This window comes from Psychroflexus torquis ATCC 700755, from assembly GCF_000153485.2.
GTDB classification, from domain to species: domain Bacteria; phylum Bacteroidota; class Bacteroidia; order Flavobacteriales; family Flavobacteriaceae; genus Psychroflexus; species Psychroflexus torquis.
Window position 1 is genome coordinate 4,069,446 of record NC_018721.1, and the last position, 23,596, is coordinate 4,093,041.

Below are 23,596 nucleotides of genomic sequence, written 5' to 3' on the forward strand. Positions count from 1 at the left end.
TATAATTCATTGAAAACCAACAAATTAGGTGTCAATAAATTAGAATAAAGCATTGATTTTCAGTATATTAGATGAATAATCTCACTTATTTTCTAATGAAGAAAACCAATGCATTCACTAAAAATAGTGAATTAACTTCAGTCCTGAACACTCATTTACAAGGAAAAATTAATTTAGCAAGACTCAAACTCATTTCACACTTTGTCATTGCTTTGTGTAAAGTGCAAACAGTTACTTTTGAAAAGCTTGCGAATGCTTTTAACAGCCAATCAGATTCAGGGTCGTCCTTGAGACGCATACAGCGCTTTATAGCAAGCTATAGTTTGGATTCTGATCTCATTGCGCTCCTTGTTTTTAATCTACTTCCCTCTCGAGATAAACTTATTTTAAGTATTGATAGAACGAACTGGAAGTTTGGACAAACGAACATTAATATTTTCATGCTTGGTGTTGTTTATAAAGGTGTTGCCTTTCCGTTATTGTTTACGATGCTTGATAAAAGAGGGAATTCTAATAGTCAGGAACGGATTGATTTACTCAATAGATTTATACGTCTTTTTGGTAAGCACGTTATTGAATCTGTTGTTGCAGATAGAGAATTTGTAGGTAAAGACTGGTTAGCATTTTTAAACAGAAATGAGATTAGATATTACATTCGTATCCGCAATAATTTCAAGGTGTTTCTACCGCACAAAAACAAAGAAATTAAAGCATCTCACTTGTTTAATAGATTTAAAACCAATGAGTTTGTGTATTATCATAAGATTGTACGAGTAAATGGAGAACTTTGCTATTTGTCAGGCTGTAAACTCAATCCAAAGAACTTAAAACAAGAATTTTTAATCATCGTATCCTTTAATAAACCTGAAAATGCACAACAAGATTATCAAAAACGATGGCAAATTGAGATGTGTTTTAAAGCAATGAAGTCTAGTGGATTTGATATTGAAAAAACACATTTACAAGATATTCAAAGAATAGAAAAATTAATATTACTTGTTATGATAGCCTTTGTGTGGTGTTATAAAATTGGCATATATCTGCATCAAATAAATCCAATTAAAATTAAGAAACATGGTAGAAAGGCTAAAAGTATTTTTAAATATGGACTAACTTTTTTAGCGAATGTTCTACTAAACTCTGAAAATCAAGAGGATACTGATATATTTCGTTTTTTGTCATGTACTTAGTACGTAGACATATAAAAAGCGCTCTATAAAGAGCGCTTTTTTAGTATATAATAGTTTTGAAGATTTATAATTTTTCTTTGAAATCGTTGATGATTCCACCTTTCACAATAACTTGAATTTGTCTATCACTTAATGTATGCTTCATCTCAATGATTTTGGAATCGCCATTAGATTTGTGAATTATCACTTTTATGTTCTCCTTAGATTTCACAGATTGAATGACATCTTTCAATTCTATATCATCTCCTTGTTCTATGCTGTCATAGTCGTATTCATTGATGAACTCGAGTGGTAAAATCCCAAAGTTTGCCAGATTTTGCCAAGCGATTCTAGCATAACTCTTTGCTAACACTGCCACTTGACCTAAGTATTTTGGAGCTAAAGCAGCATGTTCCCTACTGGAACCTTGTGCATAATTTTCGGCAGCTACCACCACGTGACCTCCTTGAGACTCTCTTGTCGTCATAGCTCTATCATAAAAACTATCATCGATTACCGTAAAGGAGTATTTGCTTATTTCTGGAAGATTACTTCTGAAAGGAAGTACTTCTGCCCCAGCCTTTAAGATCTCATCGGTCGAAACATTATTGCCCATTTTTAATAATACAGGAACCCGGTAATGGTCTTGTAGCTCAGGAATTTCTGGTAAAGCTTTAATATTTGGTCCTTTTTCAAGTTTCACAGATTTATTATCCTCTACAGGTGCGATAAGCATATCCGTATTGATCATTTCATAGATTGGATATTCAAATTTTGGATAAGTCATACCAAATTCTTTCTCCAGATCTCGGGGATCCGTAATTTTTCCCATAAGTGCAGAAGCCGCTGCGGTTTCTGGACTACACAAATGAACCTGATCGTCTTTGGTTCCACTTCTGTCTGGAAAATTACGTGGCATAGTTCTTAAACTAATAGTTCCACTTGCTGGAGCTTGACCCATACCAATGCAGCCCATGCAACCTGATTGATGAAATCTTGCACCCGATTTTATCAAGTTTCCGAATGCTTTATTATCAATCATATTCTGCATGATTTGTCTAGACGTTGGGTTGACATCAAAACTCACCTCAGGATTGATACTCTTGTCTTTAACTAGTGCACTAGCGATCCAAAAATCACGTAATCCAGGGTTGGCTGAAGAGCCAATAACCACTTGACTTATAGATTTACCCGCTACCTCAGAGACTGGAACAACATTCCCTGGACTAGTTGGTAAAGCGATTAAAGGCACCAAATCATCTAAGACAATTGCATCATGAAATTCGTATTCGCAACCTTCATCGGCTAACAATTCAGACCAATCCCCTTCTCTATTCTGAGATTTTAAAAAGCGTTTAGTTTCTTTGTCACTAGGAAATACTGTGGTAGTAGCACCAAGTTCTGCTCCCATATTGGCAATAACGTGTCTATCCATAGCACTTAGCTCGTTAAGACCATCGCCGTAATATTCTATCACTTTACCAACCCCTCCTTTCACATCATGACGCCTTAGCATTTCGAGCACAACATCTTTAGCACTCACCCAATCGGGTAATTTACCAGTGAGCTTTACCCCCATTACTTTTGGCATTTTTACGAAATACGGCTGACCTGCAATAGCTGCTGCCACATCCAATCCGCCAGTTCCAATAGCAAGCATACCTAAAGATCCTGCAGCGCAAGAGTGAGAGTCGGATCCTACAAGGGTTTTACCCGGTTTCCCAAAGCGTTCCATGTGTACAGGATGGCTTACCCCATTTCCTGGTCTACTGTACCACAACCCAAAGCGTTGAGCTGCAGATTTTAGAAATTTATGATCATCGGCATTTTTAAAGTCAGTTTGCAGAAGATTGTGATCAACATATTGAACAGCAACTTCGGTTTTAGCTCTATCCAGTCCCATGGCCTCTAGTTCCAATTGAACCAAAGTCCCTGTGGCATCTTGAAGTAAAGCTTGATCTATTTTTAATCCAATCTCTTCGCCAGGTATCATTTTTCCCTCGATTAGGTGAGATTGAATAAGTTTCTGAGTAACATTTAGTGGATTCATATAAATATATATTAGAATCTTAAAGTAGAAATAATTTAAACAACTCTAAACAGAATTAACGATACTTTAATGCCCCTGCTTCTTTCGAATTAGGTTTGAGACTACAATTAAAACTCCTATTTTTGAAAAAAAAACTTATGGAAGTTCATAATTTAAGTCAAACTCATTCTGTCCTCAATCACTTCATCCACCAATTGAGAGATGAGGCTGTACAACAAGATCGGATGAAGTTTCGAAGAAACATTGAACGCATTGGAGAAATCTTGACTTATGAAATGAGTAAAGCTCTGACCTATACTCCCTATAACTTTCAAACTCCCCTAGTTGCAACCACTTCTCATTTATGCGAGGATGAAATAGTAGTCTGTTCTATATTAAGAGCAGGTATTCCCTTACACAATGGTATTCTTAATTATCTAGATGAAGCGGATAATGCTTTTATTTCTGCTTATAGAAAAGTGGAAAGCAATGGGAAAGATTTTGAAATAGTAGTTGAATACTTATCTTCTCCCAGCTTAGAAGGTAAAACCTTGGTCTTAGCAGACCCCATGTTGGCTACAGGCAGGTCTATGCTAAATGTCTACAAAGCCTTGGAGAAATTAGGTCAACCCAAACAAATCCATATCGTATCTGTTATTGGCGCTCAGCCAGGAGTTGACTTACTCGAAGAACACTTCCCTGAAGATACTCAACTTTGGATTGCTGCCGTGGATGATACCTTAAATGAGAAGGGATATATCATCCCTGGATTGGGAGATGCAGGTGATTTAGCTTTTGGAGAAAAAATGTAATCTTTTTGAAAAAACATCTGCGTTTAATTTAAACACTCAAAACTAAAACAGCTTCACTTACAGTTTTATTTATTGGTCTGATGAGCCCGTGTATTTTTAATAAAAAATTGAACTAAGTTGAGATTCAAAAATGGCCTTATACCAATTTAGTTTTTAAATGATGCATTAAAAATTTGAATTATACTACGACGTAGCTCAGCACAGGTTTTTTACTTAGTTGAGGAAAAAAATATAAGCATAGCAATAGTTACGGTTCTATTTTATGACGATTAGTAAGTGAATAAGAAACTGATTTTATACGGCATTTGAATGCTGAATTGGTATTATACCAAATTAAACCTATATTGTCTATATAAAGATCTTTAAAGAGTAGTCCCCTTTTTACCCGCATTTTTCCATTGATTTTTTATCATAAGTTGCTGAAAGATTTAATTCATTACATAAACTACCAGTCTTTTTATCGGTAAAGGTTTGCATCACCTCTTCATATGCAATATACTCATAATCAGCGTTGAAAACATCTGACTGAAATTCGTATATTTTTTCTTAGTCATCCCTTATCACTATATCTCCTCCCCCATTTTGAATTAAAAGTTTGGCTTTCAAATTTTCATTTGGCATAACTAGCAAACCAAATTCACTAGAAAAGATAGTAACATCAGTTCAGAACAATAATCCCAAGTCAATTATCTGTTGTAGGAGTATTTTTGGAAATATATCAGTTTAACATTATAGAGTCTGAGGCTTGGTAGGAAATTTTATTTTCTCTTCTCTGAGTCGAATTTATTTCTTGAATTTCTTGGACATTCTTTTATGAAGTGTCCTCTTTTTATTAGATTTTCAGGTAAATATTATTCAGGTCAGTGGAAATTATTATTTCCACTGACCATTTTTAACAGGCTTATAATTAAGGGGTTAAAGTGAGTTTTCCTTTAGAATCTAATCGAACCCACATTTTGTCTTCATTGAGCTTAAAACTTCCTTTAAAATTAAAATTACACTCATAAGGGGATATAATAGATAAAAATATCTTTCCCTTTTTATTTTCATATAAATGATAAACCTGACCTACAATAGGTTCAAAACTAAACTCAGCGCTGTAAATAAGATTATTATATTCGTATTGTACCATCAACTTTTCATACTTCTGCTTTAGTTCTTCGTACTCTGTTTTGATTTGATGATTAACTTTACTCACATTGGAGTTTTTCCAACCTGTTAAATCTGTAGGGGTGATTTTGGGAGCACTAGAATTAGTAGCATAAGGTAATAAACCCGCTTCATATTTATTGGTATCTTCATTGTAAACTACCTGATCTGGCTTTTTGGAGTTGTTGCCCATTTTAAAAATTTAAATAATTTAAGCGAAATTATGTTCAATTATTTCAATAGCTGCCCTACTTAAGGTTAAAATTCCATTAAAAAAGTGAATTAATAACCGATATAATTGGGTTTGGTTATCTAAATGATACCTTTGTAATTATTGTTAAATAAAAGTTCTAATTAATTAGAAATCAATAAATTAATATTTATGAGTCAAGTTAAAGAAAAAGACACAGTAAAAGTTCATTACACAGGAAAGCTAGCAGCTAGCGGTCAAGTTTTTGATAGCTCTCTAGAAAGAGAACCTATTGAATTTACTTTAGGTGAGGGAACAATTATTCCAGGTTTTGAAACTGGTGTTCTTAATATGAAAGAAGCTGAGAAAAAAACTATAGAAATTCCTAAAGAAGAAGCTTACGGTGAGGTCAAAAAAGACCTTTTCCAACAAGTTGGTAATGACCAACTTCCTGAAGATATGAAACCTGAAGTAGGTATGGGATTAGTATCTCAAAATCCTGATGGAACTGAACGTCAATTAAGAGTTGCAGAAGTGAATGAAGATCACATCATTGTAGATGCAAATCACCCACTTGCTGGACACGATCTTACTTTTGAATTGGAATTAGTTGAAATTAAGAGCTAAATCCACTCAATTTTAGAATTTAAAAACCACTCTTTACGAGTGGTTTTTTTTTGTAAGCTCATTTACTTTTAAACGACTATTAGATCGAATTTAAAATAAATATATGAAACCTATTGAAATTAATGAAGCCCAAGAACCTGCAAAAAGCATTTTAGAAGCTACAAAGTCCAAGATGGGTGCAATTCCTAATATGTTTAAAATGATGGCTAACAACCCATCTCTTTTAAACGCTTATATGAAAGCAGATGAAACGTTTAGAAAAGATTCTGGTTTTACTCCTCAAGAACAAGAAGTGATTTTGCTTTCCGTAGCTGTTTATAATGAATGTGAGTATTGTGTAGCGGCACATAGTTTTATTGCCAAGCATCAAAGTAAAGTTTCTAAGGACGTTATCGATGCTTTACGAGATCGTAAAGTAGTACCAGAGGCAAAATATGAAGCTCTTTCCAAGTTTGCTGTATCTATTGCCAAAGAGCGTGGCTTCCCTACTCAAGAGGCTACAAATGCCTTAAAAAAAGCGGGTTATACAGATCTACATGTGGCTGGTGTTATTACTGGGGTTGGCATGAAGACGTTTAGTAACTATATCAATCATATTTCAGAAACTGAAGTCGACGATATGTTTGCTGAATTTAAATGGGAAAAATAAAAGATAATTTTTGCTATTATTTAAAAACGCTCAAGTCTTTAAAACTCTGAGCGTTTTTTTATATAAATTATTTTAATAAAATCTAAAGTTATTATGATGGCTTATCTACTTTTGCACTTATGAAATTAACATTAAAATTAGCAGCTATATATAATATCCTCTGGGGTGCCTGGGTGGTTATTTTTCCAAATCATTTTTTTCAACTTGTGGGTATGGAACTTCCTACCCAACCTATGATCTGGCAAGGTATGGGAATGGTTATTGGAGTTTACGGTATAGGATATTGGTGGGCCTCTTTCAATCCTCTAAGACACTGGCCTATTGTTGCCGTTGGATTTTTAGGAAAGATTTTTGGTCCCTTGGGTTTTGTGTTTAATTATTATGAGGGCAAAGTTCCTTTTGAGTTTTTTTATACGCTTATTACCAATGACTTTATTTGGTGGATTCCTTTTTTCTTGATTTTGAAAAAAGTTCATCAAGATTACAACTGGAAACTAACCGACTAAGTGAACAGTATACTCGAACATCTTTCGATGATAAGGCTTTTAGCCGATTTTGGACTTGTGGTCTTGATTTGGATGGTTCAACTCATTGTATATCCAGGATTCACCTTTTACTCTGAAGAACTTTTATTGAAATGGCATAAAACTTACACACCCAGAATTACTGTTATTGTTGCTCCACTCATGTTCGTACAAGTGTGTATAGCACTCTACCTATGTGCCTTTGATTTTTCAATAGTCCATTTGATATATTTGATTTTGGTTTTTTCTACTTGGATCAGCACCTTTATTTATTTTGTACCGTTACACCATAATATCGAAGCCGATAGAGATATAAAGTCATCGGCTAACAGGTTAGCCAAAGGGAATTGGATACGCACCATTCAATGGACTTTTATCTTTATTTACGGTGTAATTTGGCTTTCTTCTTAAGGGTATTATAAAATATTGAATTTAAGACATGTTTAAAACAATAATACTTGACTTTATCAGTTAAAAGTCGTATTATAGCCAAATTTCAGTTATTTATTATTATTATATAAAAACTATATATGAGACAGCTTAAAATTACCAAACAAGTTACCAATCGTGAATCTAAGTCTTTAGATAAATATCTACAAGACATTAGTAAGGTAGATTTGATCACAGCTGAAGAGGAAGTTGAACTAGCTCAACGGATTCGGGAAGGTGATCAAGCAGCTTTGGAAAAATTAACTAATGCCAATTTAAGGTTTGTCGTCTCAGTTGCAAAACAATATCAAAATCAAGGTTTAAAATTGCCTGATTTAATTAACGAAGGTAATGTTGGTCTTGTTAAAGCAGCCAAGAGATTTGATGAAACCCGTGGTTTCAAATTTATCTCGTACGCTGTATGGTGGATTAGACAGTCTATCCTTCAGGCTTTAGCAGAGCAGTCACGTGTAGTAAGACTTCCTTTAAATAAAATTGGAGTCATCAACAAAATAAACAAAACCTTTTCTCACCTAGAACAGGTCAATGAACGTCCACCATCTGCTATTGAAATTGCTAAAGAGCTTGACATGAGTGAAGCTCAAGTAAAAGTAGCTCTTAAAAACTCTGGTCGCCATCTTTCTATGGATGCACCCTTTAAGGAAGGTGAAAACGATTCTAACTTATATGATGTATTAAGTTCTGCAGAATCTCCTACTCCAGATGATCAATTGATGAGAGACTCTTTGAGTATCGAAATCAATAGAGCTTTGGAAACCTTATCTCAAAGAGAAGCAGATGTTATTCGCCTAAATTATGGAATTGGCAATCAGCCAGCGATGACACTTCAAGAAATTGGAGATACGTTCGATTTAAGTAGAGAGCGTGTAAGACAAATTAGAGAAAAAGGCATTAGACGATTAAAACATCAATCCAAAAATAAAATGCTTAAGAAATATTTAGGCTAAACCTAAATACTTTACAGATATTAAAAAAGCCATTCAATTCGAATGGCTTTTTTTATGAATTTGAATTCAAATTATTTTTTTGGAGGTTGAGAAGGCCTTACCTCTACTTTACTCGGTAGGGTTCTAGGATTCATTTTAAACAAATCAACAACCAATTCTCCTAAATCTTCAGGTTGAATTTTCCAAGCATCACTTTCATCTGGCGTATTTCCATTAAAATGAGAAGCTACAGAACCTGGCATGATGGTAGACACATTTACACCGTAATCTCTTAAATCCATCATCACAGCTTGTGTAAATCCTGTTAACCCAAATTTACTAGCATTGTAAGCAGACCCCTTAGCAAAGAAATTGGTTCCTGCTAGGCTGGATATGGTTATAAAATATCCTTTGCTCTTTTTTAAAGCCTCTACGGAAGCTTTAATGGAAAAGAAAACTCCTGTAAGATTTGTGTCTATAGTTTCTTTCCATTGGGTCTCAGTCAAATCTTCTATACTATGGTAGTGCCCCATCCCAGCATTAGCAATAACGTAGTCGAGTTGACCAAATTCACTTAGAATTTTTTGCACTGCTTTTTCTTGATGCTTCAATTCTCTTACGTCTGATTCAATACCAATAGCTTTTGCATTGGGATTGGAACTTTTAAGGACCTTTACAGCTTGGTCAGCAGAAGACTGCGTTCGGCTAGTAATAGCGACATGAACTCCTTGTTTCATCAAGGCATCTGCTATACCAAAACCTATTCCTTTACTTCCGCCCGTTATATAAGCAACTTTATTTTTCATGTTTTCTAAATAATTTTTCAATTCCTTTAAAGTTAATATCTAGGCGTTAACTTCCTCCTCATTTTTTAAACTTTTAACGTCATCCTTTAAAGTTTAAAATTACTTTTGAACTTAATTAAAAGTCATGGCAAAATCAAAAAAGAAAAAAAACACTAGCTTATTCAGACTTTTTCTTTGGGGGATGACGATTCTTATTGGAAGTTTTTTCATTTTCTTCGGGAGCATTTATATAGGGCTATGGGGGAAAGTGCAGACAGAAAGTGATCTTCAAAATATAAAGCAGTCGGAAGCCACAGAAATTTTAGATTATAAAGGAGCGGTCATTGATAAATTCTATAAATACAATAGACAATCTATTTCATATTCAGCTTTCCCAAAACACCTTATTGAGGCTTTAGTAGCTACTGAAGATGCACGGTTTTATGAACATGATGGTGTGGATAATTATAGTCTTTTACGGGTGTTTTTTAAAACTATCCTCTCTGGTGATAAGTCTTCTGGCGGAGGAAGTACACTTACACAACAGTTGGTCAAAAATATCTATGGAAGAAAATCTTATGGCTTTTTTAGTCTACCCGTTAACAAGTTAAAGGAAAGCATCATCGCTAAAAGGATTGAAAATGTGTATTCTAAAAAAGAGATTCTAGAATTATATCTCAATACGGTTCCTTTTAGTGGTAATACTTATGGTATTGAGAGTGCTGCTAATCAATTTTTTAATAAAACCACATCAAAATTATCTGTTTCTGAGTCGGCGACCTTAGTAGGAACCCTTAAAGCTAACCATTCTTATAATCCAAGACTTTTCCCTGAACGAAGTCAGTTGAGACGTGATGTAGTTCTTTCTCAAATGCAAAAATATGGCTACCTGTCTTCAGAAAAAGCAACTTCCACTATGAGTGTATCTATTCAATTAAAACTCTCTAAGCGGAACTCCTTTCAACGTCAATTTTTCGTTGACCTTATCAAGTCTGAAGTTGAAGCTATCCTCGATAGTATCAATTCAAAAAATGATTACACATATAATATAGAAGAAGATGGCTTAAAAATTCACACTACGTTAGATCTTGAGCAACAAAAGCTTTTAGAAGCTTCTGTTAAAAAGCATATAGGCAATTTACAACCTCAGTTCGAAGGAGAATATAGAACCGATCTCCCTTGGAAAAATAAAGCATTGCTTTTAAGAATTGCTAAAAATACCAAGGTCTATAAGAGATTAAAAAGGTCTAAAATTTCTGAAGAGCAACTTCTAGATAGTCTCCAAAAGAAAAGACCCATTGAAATTTTAAAAAATGGAGAATCCACTGTTTTACAGCTATCTACGTTAGATAGTATAAGCCATAGCTTAAAGCAATTAAATGCGGCAAGCCTTAGTGTAAATCCAAAAACTGGAGCCATATTGGCCTACGTTGGTGGTGTGGATTACAGAACTTCAAAATTTGATATCATCAAAAATTCTAGACGCCAAGTGGGGTCTACTTTTAAACCCATTGTGTATGCTTCTGCTATAAAAGCTGGACTAAAGCCATGTGATTATTTTTCAGCAAAAGAAATCACTTACTCTAACTTTAAAGACTGGAAACCACAAAATTCATCTCATAAAGAAGAAGATCCTTACCTTAATTTTTCGATGAAACATGCCCTTACCCACTCTTTAAATACGGTAAGTGTAAAAGTTTTGGAAAGGGCAGGAATTGAAAATACAATTACACTAGCGAAGAGTATGGGAGTTACATCCCATATTGTTAGTGAACCTTCTCTAGCCCTAGGAGTTGCAGAATTGAATATGAAAGAATTAGCCAAAGTATATTCTAGTATAGCCAACCAAAGTAAAGTTCCAGAGATTCATTTTATAACAAAAATTACATCAAAAACTGGCGAAGTGATTGCTGAATTTACTCCTGCCCAATCCAAACCCTCAGAACTGGGGGTTGATCAAAACCGAATATTATTGGCCCTATTAGAGAATGTTGTTGATGAAGGAACAGCCAGTCGATTACGAACAACCTTCAGACTTCGCCAAGATCTGGCTGGGAAGACCGGTACAACTCAAGGAAACAAGGACGGTTGGTTTGCCGCGATTACTCCAGAGTTGGTCAATATTACATGGGTAGGTCATAATAACCAAAGCATCAACTTTAAATCTACTCGACTAGGTCAAGGTGCAAATTCTGCATTGCCCATTTTTGGAACCATGTATCAACAGATGGTTAAACAGGATCGTTTTAATGAGATCACTAGAGCGACATTCCCACTACTTTCAGAAAATCAAAGGGAAGCTTTAAATTGCGACGATATAAAGCGTGATGGTTTTTTCAAACGCCTATTATCAAAAGACGAAATCGAAAAGAATTTTGACGATGAAAAGGAAAAAGAGGATAATAAAGAAGGCTTTTTTAGTCGCCTTTTTGGTTCAAAAAAGAAATAATATCAATTTTGCCTATTATGTCGCAATAAATCGTTTTACCGAAACGAATTCGGAACAGACTTTTTTCGACCTCTTTTTATTAAAAATAAATACCATAACTAAGGCTATGCTAATTATTTTCAACTTCTATCAATCAAAAAACCCGTGCTGAACTACGTCGTAGTATAATTCATTTGATTCATACGACATTATAAATTTAATGTGGCATAAGACTCACTTGAATTCTATAAGTTGAATGTTTTGTTTCTGAAAGTTCCCCTCCTCATTAGAAATGTAAATTTTGCCTTCAGAATCGAAGGATAAACCTTCTGGTTGTTGGAACTTTTCAGGATCTAAAAAGTGCATTTTTTTCGGTGTCCCATCTGGCTTTAATATAAGAATTCTTGGAGTTTTTGAATCTAAAATATAAATCTCATTCGTCGTTGGATGAATCGTCAATTCTGAAGGAAAGAAATTTGTTTCCATGAACCAAGAAACATCTACTTCAAATATGGGATCTCTGTAACTTAAATTAGTAAAGTAGTTTTCTTTTATGTCAAATGTAGTGGGGTTTAATTCATAAATAAGAAAGCGATCTCTAGTGGATAGAAGATTATTTTCTTTGGGAATTGTAAGAATTTCACCCGTAGTTTTATTGATATCAAAACTTTCGATATCATGTTTTTTTGAAAATCCAGTTTGAAAGATTTCGACTCGTCGACTTTCGAGTTCAAAATTTTTAATTCTGAAAAGTTGTCCACTACTATCCATGACGTAAGCTGTAGAATCAATAACTCTAATGGCTTCATAATCTCCTCTTGGTCCAAATTGAATTTCTTCTACGATACTTCTGAGTGTAAGATCATAAATATAGATAATTCCTTTTTCATCCTGAATACAAGCAAGCTTCGAATCGTCTATATGACTAATTCCAGAAACTTCTTTTAAAGACTTAGGAAGCTCCCATGTTTTCAAAATGCGCAGTTCACCTGTGAAGGAATAATTGGGTTTTAAAACCGAATATGTTCCTGCCACGACACACAGTATACCTGCAATTATTAAAAAGACAATTAAATTCTGCTTCACAGCTTATTACTTATGGTTTAGGAGATCAAAGATGTAAGTTTATATGTAAATTTGCAAAAATTTTGATTATGGATAAGTCAACGGTCGCTAAATACTTTTATAATCTCCTTAAATCTAGTGGATATTTTTCAGATTCTGCAGCCATTTATTTAAATGCTGCCCTCAACTTTTTGGTTATCATGATCTTAAGTTTTTTTTTATTTAAAATTTTGAGATATACAGCGCTAAGTATTTTACACAACTTAGCCACTAAAACCAAAACCAGCTTCGACGATTATTTGATTAAAAATAGAGTCTTTGTATATGTGTCTAATCTAGCGATCTTATTTGTTATATACGAACTTATACCTATCGTTCTTGTTGATTTTTCTGATTCTGAAATTTATTTAGAAAAATTTATTGAGATTCTTATCACTTTTGTTGGGGTATGGATTGTAAGAAGTATCTTATTGACATTTAAAGATTATTTAAGAACCTTTAAATCTTTTAAAGATAAACCTATAGAGAGTTATATTCAAGTCTTTATGATCGTTATCTGGATCTTGGGAACTATAGTTGTATTATCAAAATTAACTGGAAAATCTCTTGATGGATTTTTAACCGCCCTTGGTGCATTTTCTGCTGTATTGCTTTTGATTTTTAAAGATACAATCTTAGGTTTTGTAGCGAGTATACAAGTGACTGTAAATGACACCGTAAGACTCGGAGATTGGATCACCATGGAAAAGTATGGTGCAGATGGGGATGTTTTTGAAATTAATCTAGCGTCTGTAAAAATTAGAAATTTTGATAATACCATTACTACAATACCCACTTATTATCTGATTTCAGATTCGTTTAAAAACTGGCGAGGAATGAGTATTTCTGGCGGAAGACGAATAAAACGCTCCATTTTAATAAAAGCAAATAGCATTAATTTTCTAAATGAAGATGATATTGAAAACCTAAAAAAAATTAGACTTATTACAGACTATATCCAAAATGTACAACAAGAAATTGATGAGTTTAATACCTCTCATGCCATTGATAAATCTATATCCATCAATGGCAGAAACCAAACCAACTTTGGCGCTTTTAGAGTTTACGTGGATCGCTATTTAGAAAATCATCCAGAAATCAATAAAGACATGATGATGATGACTCGACAATTGGCCCCTACAGCTGAAGGTATTCCTTTAGAAATTTATGCCTTTTCAAAAGATAAAGTTTGGAAAAATTATGAGCATGTGATCGCCGGAATTTTTGACCACTTACTTGCTTCAGTGCCGTATTTTGATCTAGAATGTTTTGAATCTCCAACAACCAAAGATATTCAAAAGTTATCACCAAATTTTAAAGCTTCTAAATGAGAGACTTTATCTTCTTTATAAAGGGGAATTTTAGAAAATTGAGTTTTGGCTGGATGCTTACCTTCTTGTCCAGTTTTGGTCAAACTTATTTGATATCCCTTTACGTGACAGAAATTTCGGCTGAATTTGCCATTACAGAAGGAAACTTTGGAGCTATTTATGCTATTTGTACAGTTGCTGCTTCTTTTATCATGTTAACTGTAGGACATACCGTCGATCATATTTCTGTAAAAAAGGTGACGACCTTTACGGTTTTGTGCTTGGCATTTTCCTCGATATTGATGGGGCTCTCCTACCATATCGCTTTTATATTTATAGGCTTAATTGGTTTAAGGCTTACGGGACAAGGGATGTTAAGTCATATTAGCATGACAATTTTGTCTAAATTTTATGATGAAAATCGAGGAAAAGCTATCAGTTTTTCTACGCTCGGTTTTTCTTCAGGTGAAATTGTTCTACCGCTATTGCTTACTCTATTTATTGGCTGGTTTAACTGGAGATGGGCAATGATTGGCTCTGGTATCTTACTCATTTTGTATTTAATACGATTATACTTTACAGACCTTACTCATTTCAATAAACAACTAAGCAAAGGAAGACCCTCTTCCTTAAGTCTGATTAAAGATTTTGGAAGCATTGTTAACGACAAGCGATTTTTGATTTTAATGCCCACGAGTTTTGCTATAAGTTTCACCGTTACCGCTGTGATATTTTATCAATATGTTTTTGTAGACCTGAAAGGGTGGTCTCCCCAGTTATATGCAGCTTTTTTTACAGGATATGCTGTAACGAGATTGCTTTTTTCATTAGCAGGAGGAGTTTGGGTAGATAAATTCTCAGCTAAGAAGATGTTTCGGTTTTATTTAATACCTCTTACTTTAGGTTTATTGGCTTTTGCGCTGATCAATAGCATTACCGGAGCGTTAATATTTTTGCTATTGATGGGAGTTACAGTTGGGATGTCAGGAACTATTAAGTCCTCCATATTAGCCGAAGTATACGGCATTGAAAAACTTGGTGCTATACGAAGCTTATTTACTATGTTTATGGTAGTAAGTACAGCACTGGGTCCTCTAATTGTTGGATTGATGATTGACAGTGGGTATAGTATAAAAACTATAATGTTAAGCTTATTTGGGTTCTTAGTCGTCTGTGTACTAAATGCTCAGCGTATAAAAGGGATACAAACGTCCGGAGTTACAAGATAATTTAACAAATACTTAATTTATTTGATTAGTTAAAAGTATGGTACAATTAAGCATAAACCTTACTTTTATCAGTTATTATGAGCATGAAAAATAAAAAAACAAATCGTAAATCTCATTGGAGATTATTACATCAGTATTATACGTACACAGGATTTTACAGTTTTTTAGGGAGGAGTTTGATAAAAGCAGCTCCTCCTATTCTTATTTTCACAGCCATCCTTTTAGGTATTCATTTTTTTGTAATCGATGTCAATACTATGTTGATTTACGTGACAGATAATTTCCCCCCTATTGGAGTATTTGCCATTTTCTTTGGTTCAGAATCTTTTCTAGGGCTTATTCCACCAGAAATCTTCATCGCCTGGTGTGGAAAGTCAGCTTATCCATTATGGTTCCTTAGTGTACTCGGGATTTTATCTTATTTTGGTGGGATCATTTCGTACTTTTTAGGTCGAGGAATTGCAAGTATTCCATCTGTTTTCGTGTTCTTGGAAGTGAAAATGTCCAAACAAATAAAAAACATGAGGAAATGGGGTGGGATTCTTATTATTGCTGGCGCACTTCTTCCTTTGCCTTTTGCTATTGCTAGTATGTCTGCAGGGATAATCAAATTTCCTTTTGGAAGTTATTTGCTGTATGGAGTTTTAAGATTACTCAGGTTTGCTGTTTATGGTGCACTCATCTTCGGAACCCTTTAATAATTCTTCGAAAATTTATCATCGGTCTTAAGAGAATGTTCCAGCCCACGTTCATTATTTCTTTTTGAATTAGCTTTCTTTTCCTTTTTTATAAAATCTTCTTTTAAACCTAAAAATAAAGAATAACACATTACAAATAAAATTACTGTGAAAGGAAGAGCTGACACTATAGAGGCAGTTTGAAGAGCTTCTAGCCCTCCTCCTATTAGTAATACCGCAGCTATAGCTCCTTCTGTTATAGCCCAAAATATTCTTTGACCCACAGGAGCATCTATTTTGCCCCCACTCGTTAAGCTATCTATAACCAGCGACCCTGAATCTGAAGAAGTTACAAAAAAACTAACTATTAAAATTATAGCTACTAAGTTGAGAACTAGTGTAAAAGGATAATTTTCAAAAAATGCAAATAGTGAAATATCAACATTGGTATTGACAGCTTCCAAAACTAAATTATCTCCTAATAGAACATCATTAATCGCAGTGCTACCAAAGGCTGTCATCCAAAAAAAGATAACAAGTGTAGGTAGAAATAAAACACTAAAAATAAATTCTCGTATCTGTCTTCCTTTAGAAATTCTAGCGATAAACATGCCCACAAAAGGAGACCAAGCGATCCACCATCCCCAATATGTAACTGTCCAAGACATTTGCCAATTGTCCTGTGAATAGGTTTCTGTCCAAGTGGATAGCTCAATAAAATTTCCTAAATAAGCTCCAATATTTTGCACATAAGACTTGAAAATAAAAAGAGTTGGACCAAGGAAAAGGACTAAAAGCAAAAGTATTAGCGCTATTATAATATTCCACTTGCTTAGTACTTTGATACCCTTATGAATACCTAAGACTACAGAACCTGTGGCAATAAGTGTTATTGCTGCTATCAAGATGACTTGTGTGGTAATCGTATCTGGAAAATCAAATACATAGTTAAGTCCTGCAGAAACTTGCTTAACGCCATACCCTAAAGATGTAGCCAAACCAAAAAGCGTGGCTAGAACAGCAAATATGTCTATAAGATCTCCCCATATTCCATATATTTTCTCTTTTAAAAAGGGATAAAACACAGAGCGAAGAGTTAGCGGTAACCCTCTTGTATAGGTGAAATAAGCAAGGGAGAGTCCTACTAAAGCATATACAGCCCAAATGTGAATTCCCCAGTGCAAATAAGTATACTGCATAGCTTGCCGTGCTGCTTCTGCATTTCCTCCTTCGCCAAAAGGTGGATTAGAAAAATGGGCTAAAGGTTCTGAAATACTGAAATATAGCAAGCCTATTCCCATCCCCGCACTAAAAAGCATAGAAAACCAAGACAATTTTGTAAACTCAGGTTTAGCCTGTTCTCCCCCAATTTTTAAAGTTCCATATTTACTGAAGGCGATGTATAGGATAAAGACAAGAAAAAAATTAACCCCAAGGATATAGAACCAACCACCATTTTCAGTCACATAAAGCTGAGTAGTATTGAAAAAAGATTTCGCGGAATCCTTATAAATTAAGGTCAAAGCAATCGATAGGAAAATTAAAAAAGCTGATGTAAAAAATACTCGGCCGTTGAGTTTCAATCCAAAAATTGACTTTTTTTCATCACTCCTTTCAACTTTATTAGACATTTGATCAGGTTTTAAAATAACTAGAGGCTATGTTGTCACGTAGCCTCTAGTTTGTCGTTTTGCAATTAATCCATAAAATGGTCATTTATTTTCACTCTCAGCTTACGCACATAATCTTCGTAGAGCCAATCTCTGTAGTTTTTTGTATTGTTAATGATACAATTAGAATAACGCTTTATCCGATCTTTGATGTCGTCTTTAAGTTCTCTAGCTAAAATTCTTGCATCAAAAACATCTTCAGAATTTTCTGCACACATTTTAGCATGTTGCATCATGGACTCTTCTAGGACAAGTTTAGATTTATCTCCATTATTGACCGTTTCATTATACGTTTTCCTAATGTCGAAGGTAATGTTTTCAGAATTTTTGAACATCTGCCTTATTTCATCAGGCATTTCATATTTAAAATTGAGCTCAATATCTTCATCCGAAACCATATTATCTAAGAAATAATCTGGATTTTCGAAAATAAGCTGCCAATCTACTGAAGCGTTCCAAGGTCCAAACCTTGCGATATTGTTACCGAGATCAATAACATTGAAGGTATCTTTATATGGAAGTTTCCGAGACCCACGTCCAATCATTTGGAAGTATAAGGTTAGAGATTTTGTGGCCCTATTAAGGATGATATTTTCTACAGTAGGTTCATCAAAACCTGTTGTAAGAATACTCACCGAAGTAAGAATGGCATCTGGTTTTACTCTAAACCACTCTAAAATTGCTTTTCGCTCTTTTCGATTATGTGTATTATCTAAGTGCTTTATTTCGTAACCAGCATCTTTAAAGGTTTGATATACATACCAAGACGTGTTAATTCCGTTATTAAAAATCAATGTTTTCTTTCCCTTACACTTTTCTTCATAAGCTTGGATAAGTTTCTCTTGCATATCCAGATTGGTGTAAAGGTCTTCAGAAGATTTAACGGTGTAATCTCCTGTAATTCCAACTTGAAGGGAACCAAGACCAACGTCGTAATTGAACATTTTAGCCTCGGCCAAAAAGCCTTGTCCAATAAGTGATGAAATGGAGTTACCAACAATCAATTCCTCATAATTCCTATGCATAGGAAGCTTAATGTTGGAACTTAAAGGGGTGGCAGTTACTCCAAGGATAAATGCTTTTTCTAAATATCTAAAAAGCTTAGTAAATGAATTGTAGTGAGCTTCATCAATAATGGCTAAACCAACATTTTTCATATTTAACTTCTCCTCGTTCAACCTGTTGTTTAAGGTTTCTACCATGGCAACAAAACACATGTATTCGTTATCATCGGAAAGTTCTTTGACTTTAGAGTTGATAATTTTATTTCGCACCCCAAAGCCTTGCAACATATCTGAGGTTTGTTTACAAAGTTCTATTCTGTGGGTAAGGACAATGACTTTCTTTCCAGTTTTTTCAATATATCGTCTTACGATTTCAGAAAAAACCACAGTTTTACCTCCACCAGTAGGCAATTGATACAAGAGGTTGAAGTTATCTGGACAGTTCTCTATTTTATCAAAAATAGTTTGTAGATCACTTTCTTGATAGCCATATAAACTTTTTTCAGCAGTATTTTCAAGCATAAAATTACTTAAGTTGAGGGGTGATTTAAATTTTAAGATTCGCAAAAATAAGGAGATTAAAGGGTTTAAGGAAATTTTTTAGCAGTTTATAAACTAAAATCAAGCACTTTTTACCTTTCATCAGTCTTCTGATTTATCTTTAGGTCAAGTTATTTTCAAAAATAGTATTGACAAGCACTCATATATATAAACTAAAAATTATTTTTGCATAGCAACTCTAAAATCAAAAACCTTGGAAAATAAAAAAGCAACAAAACTTATTGAATCTATTGTAAAGGATCTTGAATCCAATCAAATCATTACAGATGATGTGGTAGAAATGGTAAAACAACTAAGACCATTTGCAGTTGAAGAAAGTTTACCAGTAGTTGCTAAAACACTTAGACTGGTGTATGAGCACATTATAGAAAACGAAGTTTTCGCGATACCTATACCTCAGGATGAGCCCTTAACAGATGAAGAAACAGGAGAGGAAGCTGAAGCTTATGAAATTATCACAGGTTCTGATAGCTTACTCTATTTAATAAATTTGATTAAAAAGTCTGAAAATCCTGCAAACAAAATTGAAATAAGAGAATATAATCGCAAAATGGAAACATTTGCTGAATAAGACTTGGCATGGGAAGAGCATTTGAATTTAGAAAAGCTAGGAAGATGAAACGGTGGTCTGCTATGGCCAAAACGTTTACACGTCTCGGAAAAGATATCGTTATGTCTGTGAAAGAGGGCGGCCCAGATCCGGTGATTAATGCCAAGTTGAGAGCTGTTATTCAAAATGCCAAGACGGCCAACATGCCAAAGGAAAATGTTGAGCGGGCCATAAAAAGAGCTTCAGATAAAAGTTTAGGTGATTATAAAACAGTGCTTTACGAAGGTTACGCCCCTTACGGCATTGCCATTTTAGTTGAAACAGCTACAGATAATACCAATAGAACGGTAGCCAATGTACGGTCTTATTTTAACAAGTGTAATGGAAACCTGGGAACATCTGGATCTGTTGAATTCATGTTCGACCATACTTGTAATTTTAGAATAAGCTCTGAAGGTAGGGATGTAGAAACGCTTGAATTAGAAATGATTGACTTTGGCGCTGAAGAAGTTTTTGAGGATGAAGATGGAATAATAATTTATGCTCCCTTTCAAAATTTTGGAGATATCCAAAAACATTTTGAGGAGAGTCATATTGAAATTCTCGCCTCTGGATTTGACAGAATTCCTCAAGTCACCAAGGGTTTAAGTGAAGAAGAAAAAGAAGATGTTGATAAACTTTTAGAAAAGATTGAAGAAGATGAGGATGTTCAGAACGTTTATCATACTATGGAAGAATAATAAAAAAGGCTAGATAAATATCTAGCCTTTTTTATTATTATACAAATTGAGTTCGTTACATATTTTCAAAAATAGATTTCATCAACCTAGTTTTATCATTAAGACTTTCCTCCATAGAAATCATTGTTTCTGTTCTGCTTACTCCCTCTATATCATCGATAAGAAAGATGATGTTTTTGGCATGCTCAGTATTTTTAGCCCTAATCTTGCAAAACAAATTGAATTTCCCAGTAGTCACATGGGCAACAGTTATATTTGGGATTTCTTCAATTCTATTAAGCACAAATTGAGTTTGGGATGTTTTTTCTAGAAAAATACCGACATAAGCTATAAACGTGTAGCCTAATTTTTTATAGTTTAAGGTTAACGAAGAACCAACGATGATCCCACTTTCCTCCATTTTTTTGACTCGAACATGTACAGTTCCTGCAGATATATCTAATTTTTTTGCAATATCAGTAAAAGGCGTACGTGTGTTATCAATTAGCATATTAAGGATGTGATGATCAGTGTCGTCTAACTTGAGTTTTCCTTTCATTTGTGTATTATATTATATTTAATAAAAATCAAAAATAATGAATATTTCTGATTAAAAATGAAAGATTATTGTAAATCTTTATTAATTAGATAACGAAAACGTTATTGTTGACTTTAAATGATGATAAAACATCACCTACTTTTAAGGAGCAGTGCTTTTCCAAAATCAAAGATTGTTCATCTGCATTGATTTCACGGTGAGCAAAAGAAGGTATATTTTTTTCAATTTTTTCAATAAACGGAACAAAGTTTATATGATCATTTTCCAGCACTTCCTTATATTGAATAACAATATCCTTTATAGTAGAATCTTCACTTTTCACATTTCGTACAATCACATCATTAAAGAGTTTTTCATTCTCAGGAATTTCAAAGTAGGCTTCAATTAGTTCCTCTTTAACATCAAGGCAAATATCTTGAACCATCTTTAGTAAAGCCATAAAAATATATTTTCTGGTTTCTTCGCGCTCATAGTCATTAGGAAAGTGTCCAGCCTCAAACAAGACTGTTGGAGTCCCTTCAGCCTGAAAAAAGTCTCCTATAAAGTTTGAATTGAAACTATCATCGTAGCGTCCTATTTGATTTGGAATAAACTTCTGTAACATCAAGTTTGCAGATGCAATTAAACTCATGGACTTCTTTCTAGTGACATTGAGTTCTCTTTCTTCATTAAAGGAAGGAGATAAAAAAGAAACCGATGCAGGAAAAGAATTATTACCTGCACTAAAAATAGTCCTTTGATCATGCATATTTAAACAAAAATCAGGTTGAAACTCAGTGTAGACTCTGTTCAATAATTGACTTTCTAATTGAGTCCGGCTAGAGGCATCACGATTTAAATCCACCAAATTAGCATTAGCTCTCGTATATCTTAAAGCACCATCTGGATTCAAAACAGGAATAATAACAAAACTACACAGGTCAAAAATAGAATCGGTAATATTTTTATAGAGACTAAAGAAATTAAGCAAATCCATAACAGCCTTTGTTGTTGTCGTTTCATTACCGTGCATTTGAGACCAAATTAAAATCTTTCTAGATCCATGACCTAGATGAAACGAAGAGATAATTCTATCTTCTTCAGAATAGCCTTCGTTTTTAATTTTAAATTTATGAGAGATGGCTTTAAACTCTTTAATTAAATCCTCCTCTTTTAAATATCGACCCCGCAGAGACGAAACTTTGAAATGAGAATAATCTTCTAATAACTGTGAAAAGTCTAATGTGTCTAATTTCATGTTCACAAATGTATAAAAACTAAAATATACATTTGTAAACATTCTAGATTTTTAATAAGTTTACATTTGTAACTGCTGTTCTTTAGATTAACCTTCGTTTTTAATCTCTATTGGGTTTAATTCCCCGAGGCTTACCTCGTATTTTAAGGAAAGTTTGAAAACGGATGGTTGTCATTAATCAAAAACGACCATCTAAATGCCTCGTGGGCTTGCCCAGAGGATTATTTAATCTCTGTTTGGTTTAATCCCCCGAGGCTTGCCTCGTGTTTTGAGGAAAGTTTGAAAGTGGTTGGTTTTCATCAATCAAAAAAAGCCCTTTAAATGCCTCTTGGACTTGCCAAGAGGATTATTTACTTTATAATTTATGAGTGATGGTCTTGAACTCTCTTATTAAATCTTTCCTCATTTTAAATATCGACCCTGCAAAGACGAAACATTGAAATGAGAATAATCTTCTAGCAACCGAGAAAAGTTTAATGTATCTCATCTCATGTTTACAAATGTATAAAAGCTTTAATATACATTTGTAAACTGAATAAATTTTCCGATAGTTTACTTTTGTAACTTATTATTTAGAGCTCTATCTATTAAATAATGGTTTCTAATAGATAGTATTGGAAATATTCCTATAGGCCTTTTTATTAAAAATAAAATGCCTATTTACAGTAAGTTATGCCTTTTTTTAGAACAATTACTTTAAGCTATAAGTAACTTGTAAACATGAGGATGACCTCTCTTTCAGTTTATTTGTTTACATTCGTATAAGCATAAACCGGTTAAATTAATTATAGTTTACAATGGTAAACAGTTTAGATTTTACAAAACGACTCAAAGAAATCTTTGAGTATTACGACTTATCTGCCTCTTCATTCGCAGACCGAATTGATGTGGGTCGAGCTTCTATTTCTCATATTATATCTGGACGTAATAAACCAAGTTTAGATTTTGTAATGAAGGTAGTATCCAACTTTAAGGAAGTTGAGCTCTATTGGCTTTTAAATGGAAAAGGGTATTTCCCTTCTTCTAAAGACAATAGGAATGTCATAAATGCTAAGGAAGAGTTCGTCGATGATATAAAACCAGAAGAACCAAAGACTATTGAACCTCTATTAAATGATAATTCAAATCAGGTTTCACACCCTAAAAAAGAAATTCAAAAAGTAATTATATGTTACACCGATGGTAGCTTTGAATCTTTTCAGAATTAGTTGTTATAGTCTACTATAATAACTTTTGAT

At 33.8% G+C, this 23,596-nt stretch carries 22 protein-coding genes; 14 read left to right on the forward strand and 8 right to left on the reverse strand.

The genetic code is table 11. The annotated features are described in order from the left end of the window. Positions 1 to 95: 95 nt before the first annotated feature. Positions 96 to 1,190 (forward strand): IS4 family transposase, encoded by a 1,095-nt coding sequence (locus P700755_RS17425; RefSeq protein WP_041758497.1) that lies wholly within the window; start codon positions 96 to 98, stop codon positions 1,188 to 1,190. A gap of 64 nt (positions 1,191 to 1,254) precedes the next feature. Here the strand turns inward: P700755_RS17425 and P700755_RS17430 are convergent, their stop codons facing one another. Beyond that, complete coding sequence (locus tag P700755_RS17430; protein WP_015025929.1) at positions 1,255 to 3,219, reverse strand: aconitate hydratase; 1,965 nt, start codon at positions 3,217 to 3,219, stop codon at positions 1,255 to 1,257. Positions 3,220 to 3,356: 137 nt separating this feature from the next. Here P700755_RS17430 and upp point away from each other — a divergent pair, with 137 nt between their 5' ends. Beyond that, positions 3,357 to 4,010 carry a uracil phosphoribosyltransferase gene (upp, locus tag P700755_RS17435; protein WP_015025930.1) on the forward strand — a complete coding sequence of 218 codons (654 nt, stop codon included), beginning with the start codon at positions 3,357 to 3,359 and terminating at the stop codon, positions 4,008 to 4,010. Between the two features lie 907 nt (positions 4,011 to 4,917). Here upp and P700755_RS17440 read toward each other — a convergent pair. Continuing rightward, positions 4,918 to 5,352: a DUF2452 domain-containing protein gene (locus tag P700755_RS17440; protein WP_015025931.1), complete on the reverse strand. Its 435-nt coding sequence runs from the start codon at positions 5,350 to 5,352 to the stop codon at positions 4,918 to 4,920. A 189-nt stretch (positions 5,353 to 5,541) separates the two neighbouring features. On the opposite strand from P700755_RS17440, the gene P700755_RS17445 reads away from it, so the two are divergent. The 5 genes from P700755_RS17445 (at position 5,542) to P700755_RS17465 (ending at position 8,546) form a co-directional block, all read left to right on the forward strand. Further along, complete coding sequence (locus P700755_RS17445; protein ID WP_015025932.1) at positions 5,542 to 5,976, forward strand: FKBP-type peptidyl-prolyl cis-trans isomerase; 435 nt, start codon at positions 5,542 to 5,544, stop codon at positions 5,974 to 5,976. A 103-nt stretch (positions 5,977 to 6,079) separates the two neighbouring features. Beyond that, positions 6,080 to 6,625: a carboxymuconolactone decarboxylase family protein gene (locus P700755_RS17450; protein WP_015025933.1), complete on the forward strand. Its 546-nt coding sequence runs from the start codon at positions 6,080 to 6,082 to the stop codon at positions 6,623 to 6,625. A 119-nt stretch (positions 6,626 to 6,744) separates the two neighbouring features. Further along, positions 6,745 to 7,131: a hypothetical protein gene (locus P700755_RS17455; protein ID WP_015025934.1), complete on the forward strand. Its 387-nt coding sequence runs from the start codon at positions 6,745 to 6,747 to the stop codon at positions 7,129 to 7,131. After that, positions 7,132 to 7,560 carry a hypothetical protein gene (locus P700755_RS17460; protein WP_245535965.1) on the forward strand — a complete coding sequence of 143 codons (429 nt, stop codon included), beginning with the start codon at positions 7,132 to 7,134 and terminating at the stop codon, positions 7,558 to 7,560. A gap of 119 nt (positions 7,561 to 7,679) precedes the next feature. After that, a complete protein-coding gene (locus P700755_RS17465; RefSeq protein ID WP_015025936.1) occupies positions 7,680 to 8,546 on the forward strand; it encodes a sigma-70 family RNA polymerase sigma factor in 867 nt (288 codons plus the stop codon). 71 nt (positions 8,547 to 8,617) lie between these two features. On the opposite strand, the gene P700755_RS17470 is transcribed toward P700755_RS17465, so the two are convergent. After that, positions 8,618 to 9,331 (reverse strand): SDR family oxidoreductase, encoded by a 714-nt coding sequence (locus P700755_RS17470; RefSeq protein ID WP_015025937.1) that lies wholly within the window; start codon positions 9,329 to 9,331, stop codon positions 8,618 to 8,620. A gap of 124 nt (positions 9,332 to 9,455) precedes the next feature. Here P700755_RS17470 and P700755_RS17475 point away from each other — a divergent pair, with 124 nt between their 5' ends. Continuing rightward, on the forward strand, positions 9,456 to 11,759 hold the full coding sequence (locus P700755_RS17475) for a transglycosylase domain-containing protein (protein WP_015025938.1): 2,304 nt from the start codon (positions 9,456 to 9,458) through the stop codon (positions 11,757 to 11,759). Between the two features lie 213 nt (positions 11,760 to 11,972). Here P700755_RS17475 and P700755_RS17480 read toward each other — a convergent pair whose 3' ends face one another. Beyond that, positions 11,973 to 12,824, reverse strand: a complete 852-nt coding sequence (locus tag P700755_RS17480; RefSeq protein WP_015025939.1) for an SdiA-regulated domain-containing protein — start codon at positions 12,822 to 12,824, stop codon at positions 11,973 to 11,975. A gap of 68 nt (positions 12,825 to 12,892) precedes the next feature. On the opposite strand from P700755_RS17480, the gene P700755_RS17485 reads away from it, so the two are divergent. From P700755_RS17485 to P700755_RS17495, 3 genes are all read left to right on the forward strand, one after another. Further along, positions 12,893 to 14,173 carry a mechanosensitive ion channel family protein gene (locus tag P700755_RS17485; protein WP_015025940.1) on the forward strand — a complete coding sequence of 427 codons (1,281 nt, stop codon included), beginning with the start codon at positions 12,893 to 12,895 and terminating at the stop codon, positions 14,171 to 14,173. Beyond that, complete coding sequence (locus P700755_RS17490; protein ID WP_015025941.1) at positions 14,170 to 15,381, forward strand: MFS transporter; 1,212 nt, start codon at positions 14,170 to 14,172, stop codon at positions 15,379 to 15,381. The genes P700755_RS17485 and P700755_RS17490 overlap by 4 nt, the downstream gene beginning before the upstream one ends. A 77-nt stretch (positions 15,382 to 15,458) precedes the next feature. After that, positions 15,459 to 16,079: a YqaA family protein gene (locus P700755_RS17495; RefSeq protein WP_015025942.1), complete on the forward strand. Its 621-nt coding sequence runs from the start codon at positions 15,459 to 15,461 to the stop codon at positions 16,077 to 16,079. Here the strand turns inward: P700755_RS17495 and P700755_RS17500 are convergent. Continuing rightward, the gene (locus P700755_RS17500; RefSeq protein WP_015025943.1) at positions 16,076 to 17,689 is read right to left on the reverse strand and encodes a BCCT family transporter; all 1,614 of its coding nucleotides are present in this window, start codon (positions 17,687 to 17,689) and stop codon (positions 16,076 to 16,078) included. The genes P700755_RS17495 and P700755_RS17500 overlap by 4 nt on opposite strands. 65 nt (positions 17,690 to 17,754) lie before the next feature. Continuing rightward, positions 17,755 to 19,254, reverse strand: coding sequence for a DEAD/DEAH box helicase (locus tag P700755_RS17505; protein WP_015025944.1), 1,500 nt, complete (start codon positions 19,252 to 19,254; stop codon positions 17,755 to 17,757). Between the two features lie 232 nt (positions 19,255 to 19,486). Between P700755_RS17505 and P700755_RS17510 the strand changes: the two genes are divergently transcribed. Both P700755_RS17510 and P700755_RS17515 read left to right on the forward strand, forming a co-directional pair. Further along, the gene (locus P700755_RS17510; RefSeq protein WP_015025945.1) at positions 19,487 to 19,864 is read left to right on the forward strand and encodes a hypothetical protein; all 378 of its coding nucleotides are present in this window, start codon (positions 19,487 to 19,489) and stop codon (positions 19,862 to 19,864) included. 8 nt (positions 19,865 to 19,872) lie between these two features. Next, on the forward strand, positions 19,873 to 20,583 hold the full coding sequence (locus tag P700755_RS17515) for a YebC/PmpR family DNA-binding transcriptional regulator (protein ID WP_015025946.1): 711 nt from the start codon (positions 19,873 to 19,875) through the stop codon (positions 20,581 to 20,583). 55 nt (positions 20,584 to 20,638) lie between these two features. On the opposite strand, the gene P700755_RS17520 is transcribed toward P700755_RS17515, so the two are convergent. After that, positions 20,639 to 21,121, reverse strand: a complete 483-nt coding sequence (locus P700755_RS17520; RefSeq protein ID WP_015025947.1) for an Lrp/AsnC family transcriptional regulator — start codon at positions 21,119 to 21,121, stop codon at positions 20,639 to 20,641. Positions 21,122 to 21,206: 85 nt separating this feature from the next. After that, complete coding sequence (locus tag P700755_RS17525) at positions 21,207 to 22,358, reverse strand: M14 family zinc carboxypeptidase (RefSeq protein WP_041758507.1); 1,152 nt, start codon at positions 22,356 to 22,358, stop codon at positions 21,207 to 21,209. 797 nt (positions 22,359 to 23,155) lie between these two features. Here P700755_RS17525 and P700755_RS17530 point away from each other — a divergent pair. Continuing rightward, positions 23,156 to 23,566, forward strand: coding sequence for a helix-turn-helix domain-containing protein (locus P700755_RS17530; RefSeq protein WP_015025949.1), 411 nt, complete (start codon positions 23,156 to 23,158; stop codon positions 23,564 to 23,566). Positions 23,567 to 23,596 lie beyond the last annotated feature (30 nt).

Coding starts and splice junctions, on each gene's coding strand:
- P700755_RS17440 (WP_015025931.1), bottom strand. CDS start 5,352: ATGGGCAACAACTCCAAAAAGCCAGATCAGGTAGTTTACAATGAAGAT.
- P700755_RS17475 (WP_015025938.1), top strand. CDS start 9,456: ATGGCAAAATCAAAAAAGAAAAAAAACACTAGCTTATTCAGACTTTTT.
- P700755_RS17485 (WP_015025940.1), top strand. CDS start 12,893: ATGGATAAGTCAACGGTCGCTAAATACTTTTATAATCTCCTTAAATCT.
- upp (WP_015025930.1), top strand. CDS start 3,357: ATGGAAGTTCATAATTTAAGTCAAACTCATTCTGTCCTCAATCACTTC.
- P700755_RS17520 (WP_015025947.1), bottom strand. CDS start 21,121: ATGAAAGGAAAACTCAAGTTAGACGACACTGATCATCACATCCTTAAT.
- P700755_RS17490 (WP_015025941.1), top strand. CDS start 14,170: ATGAGAGACTTTATCTTCTTTATAAAGGGGAATTTTAGAAAATTGAGT.
- P700755_RS17515 (WP_015025946.1), top strand. CDS start 19,873: ATGGGAAGAGCATTTGAATTTAGAAAAGCTAGGAAGATGAAACGGTGG.
- P700755_RS17505 (WP_015025944.1), bottom strand. CDS start 19,254: ATGCTTGAAAATACTGCTGAAAAAAGTTTATATGGCTATCAAGAAAGT.
- P700755_RS17500 (WP_015025943.1), bottom strand. CDS start 17,689: ATGTCTAATAAAGTTGAAAGGAGTGATGAAAAAAAGTCAATTTTTGGA.
- P700755_RS17530 (WP_015025949.1), top strand. CDS start 23,156: ATGGTAAACAGTTTAGATTTTACAAAACGACTCAAAGAAATCTTTGAG.
- P700755_RS17470 (WP_015025937.1), bottom strand. CDS start 9,331: ATGAAAAATAAAGTTGCTTATATAACGGGCGGAAGTAAAGGAATAGGT.
- P700755_RS17425 (WP_041758497.1), top strand. CDS start 96: ATGAAGAAAACCAATGCATTCACTAAAAATAGTGAATTAACTTCAGTC.
- P700755_RS17450 (WP_015025933.1), top strand. CDS start 6,080: ATGAAACCTATTGAAATTAATGAAGCCCAAGAACCTGCAAAAAGCATT.
- P700755_RS17525 (WP_041758507.1), bottom strand. CDS start 22,358: ATGAAATTAGACACATTAGACTTTTCACAGTTATTAGAAGATTATTCT.
- P700755_RS17430 (WP_015025929.1), bottom strand. CDS start 3,219: ATGAATCCACTAAATGTTACTCAGAAACTTATTCAATCTCACCTAATC.
- P700755_RS17465 (WP_015025936.1), top strand. CDS start 7,680: ATGAGACAGCTTAAAATTACCAAACAAGTTACCAATCGTGAATCTAAG.
- P700755_RS17445 (WP_015025932.1), top strand. CDS start 5,542: ATGAGTCAAGTTAAAGAAAAAGACACAGTAAAAGTTCATTACACAGGA.
- P700755_RS17455 (WP_015025934.1), top strand. CDS start 6,745: ATGAAATTAACATTAAAATTAGCAGCTATATATAATATCCTCTGGGGT.
- P700755_RS17495 (WP_015025942.1), top strand. CDS start 15,459: ATGAGCATGAAAAATAAAAAAACAAATCGTAAATCTCATTGGAGATTA.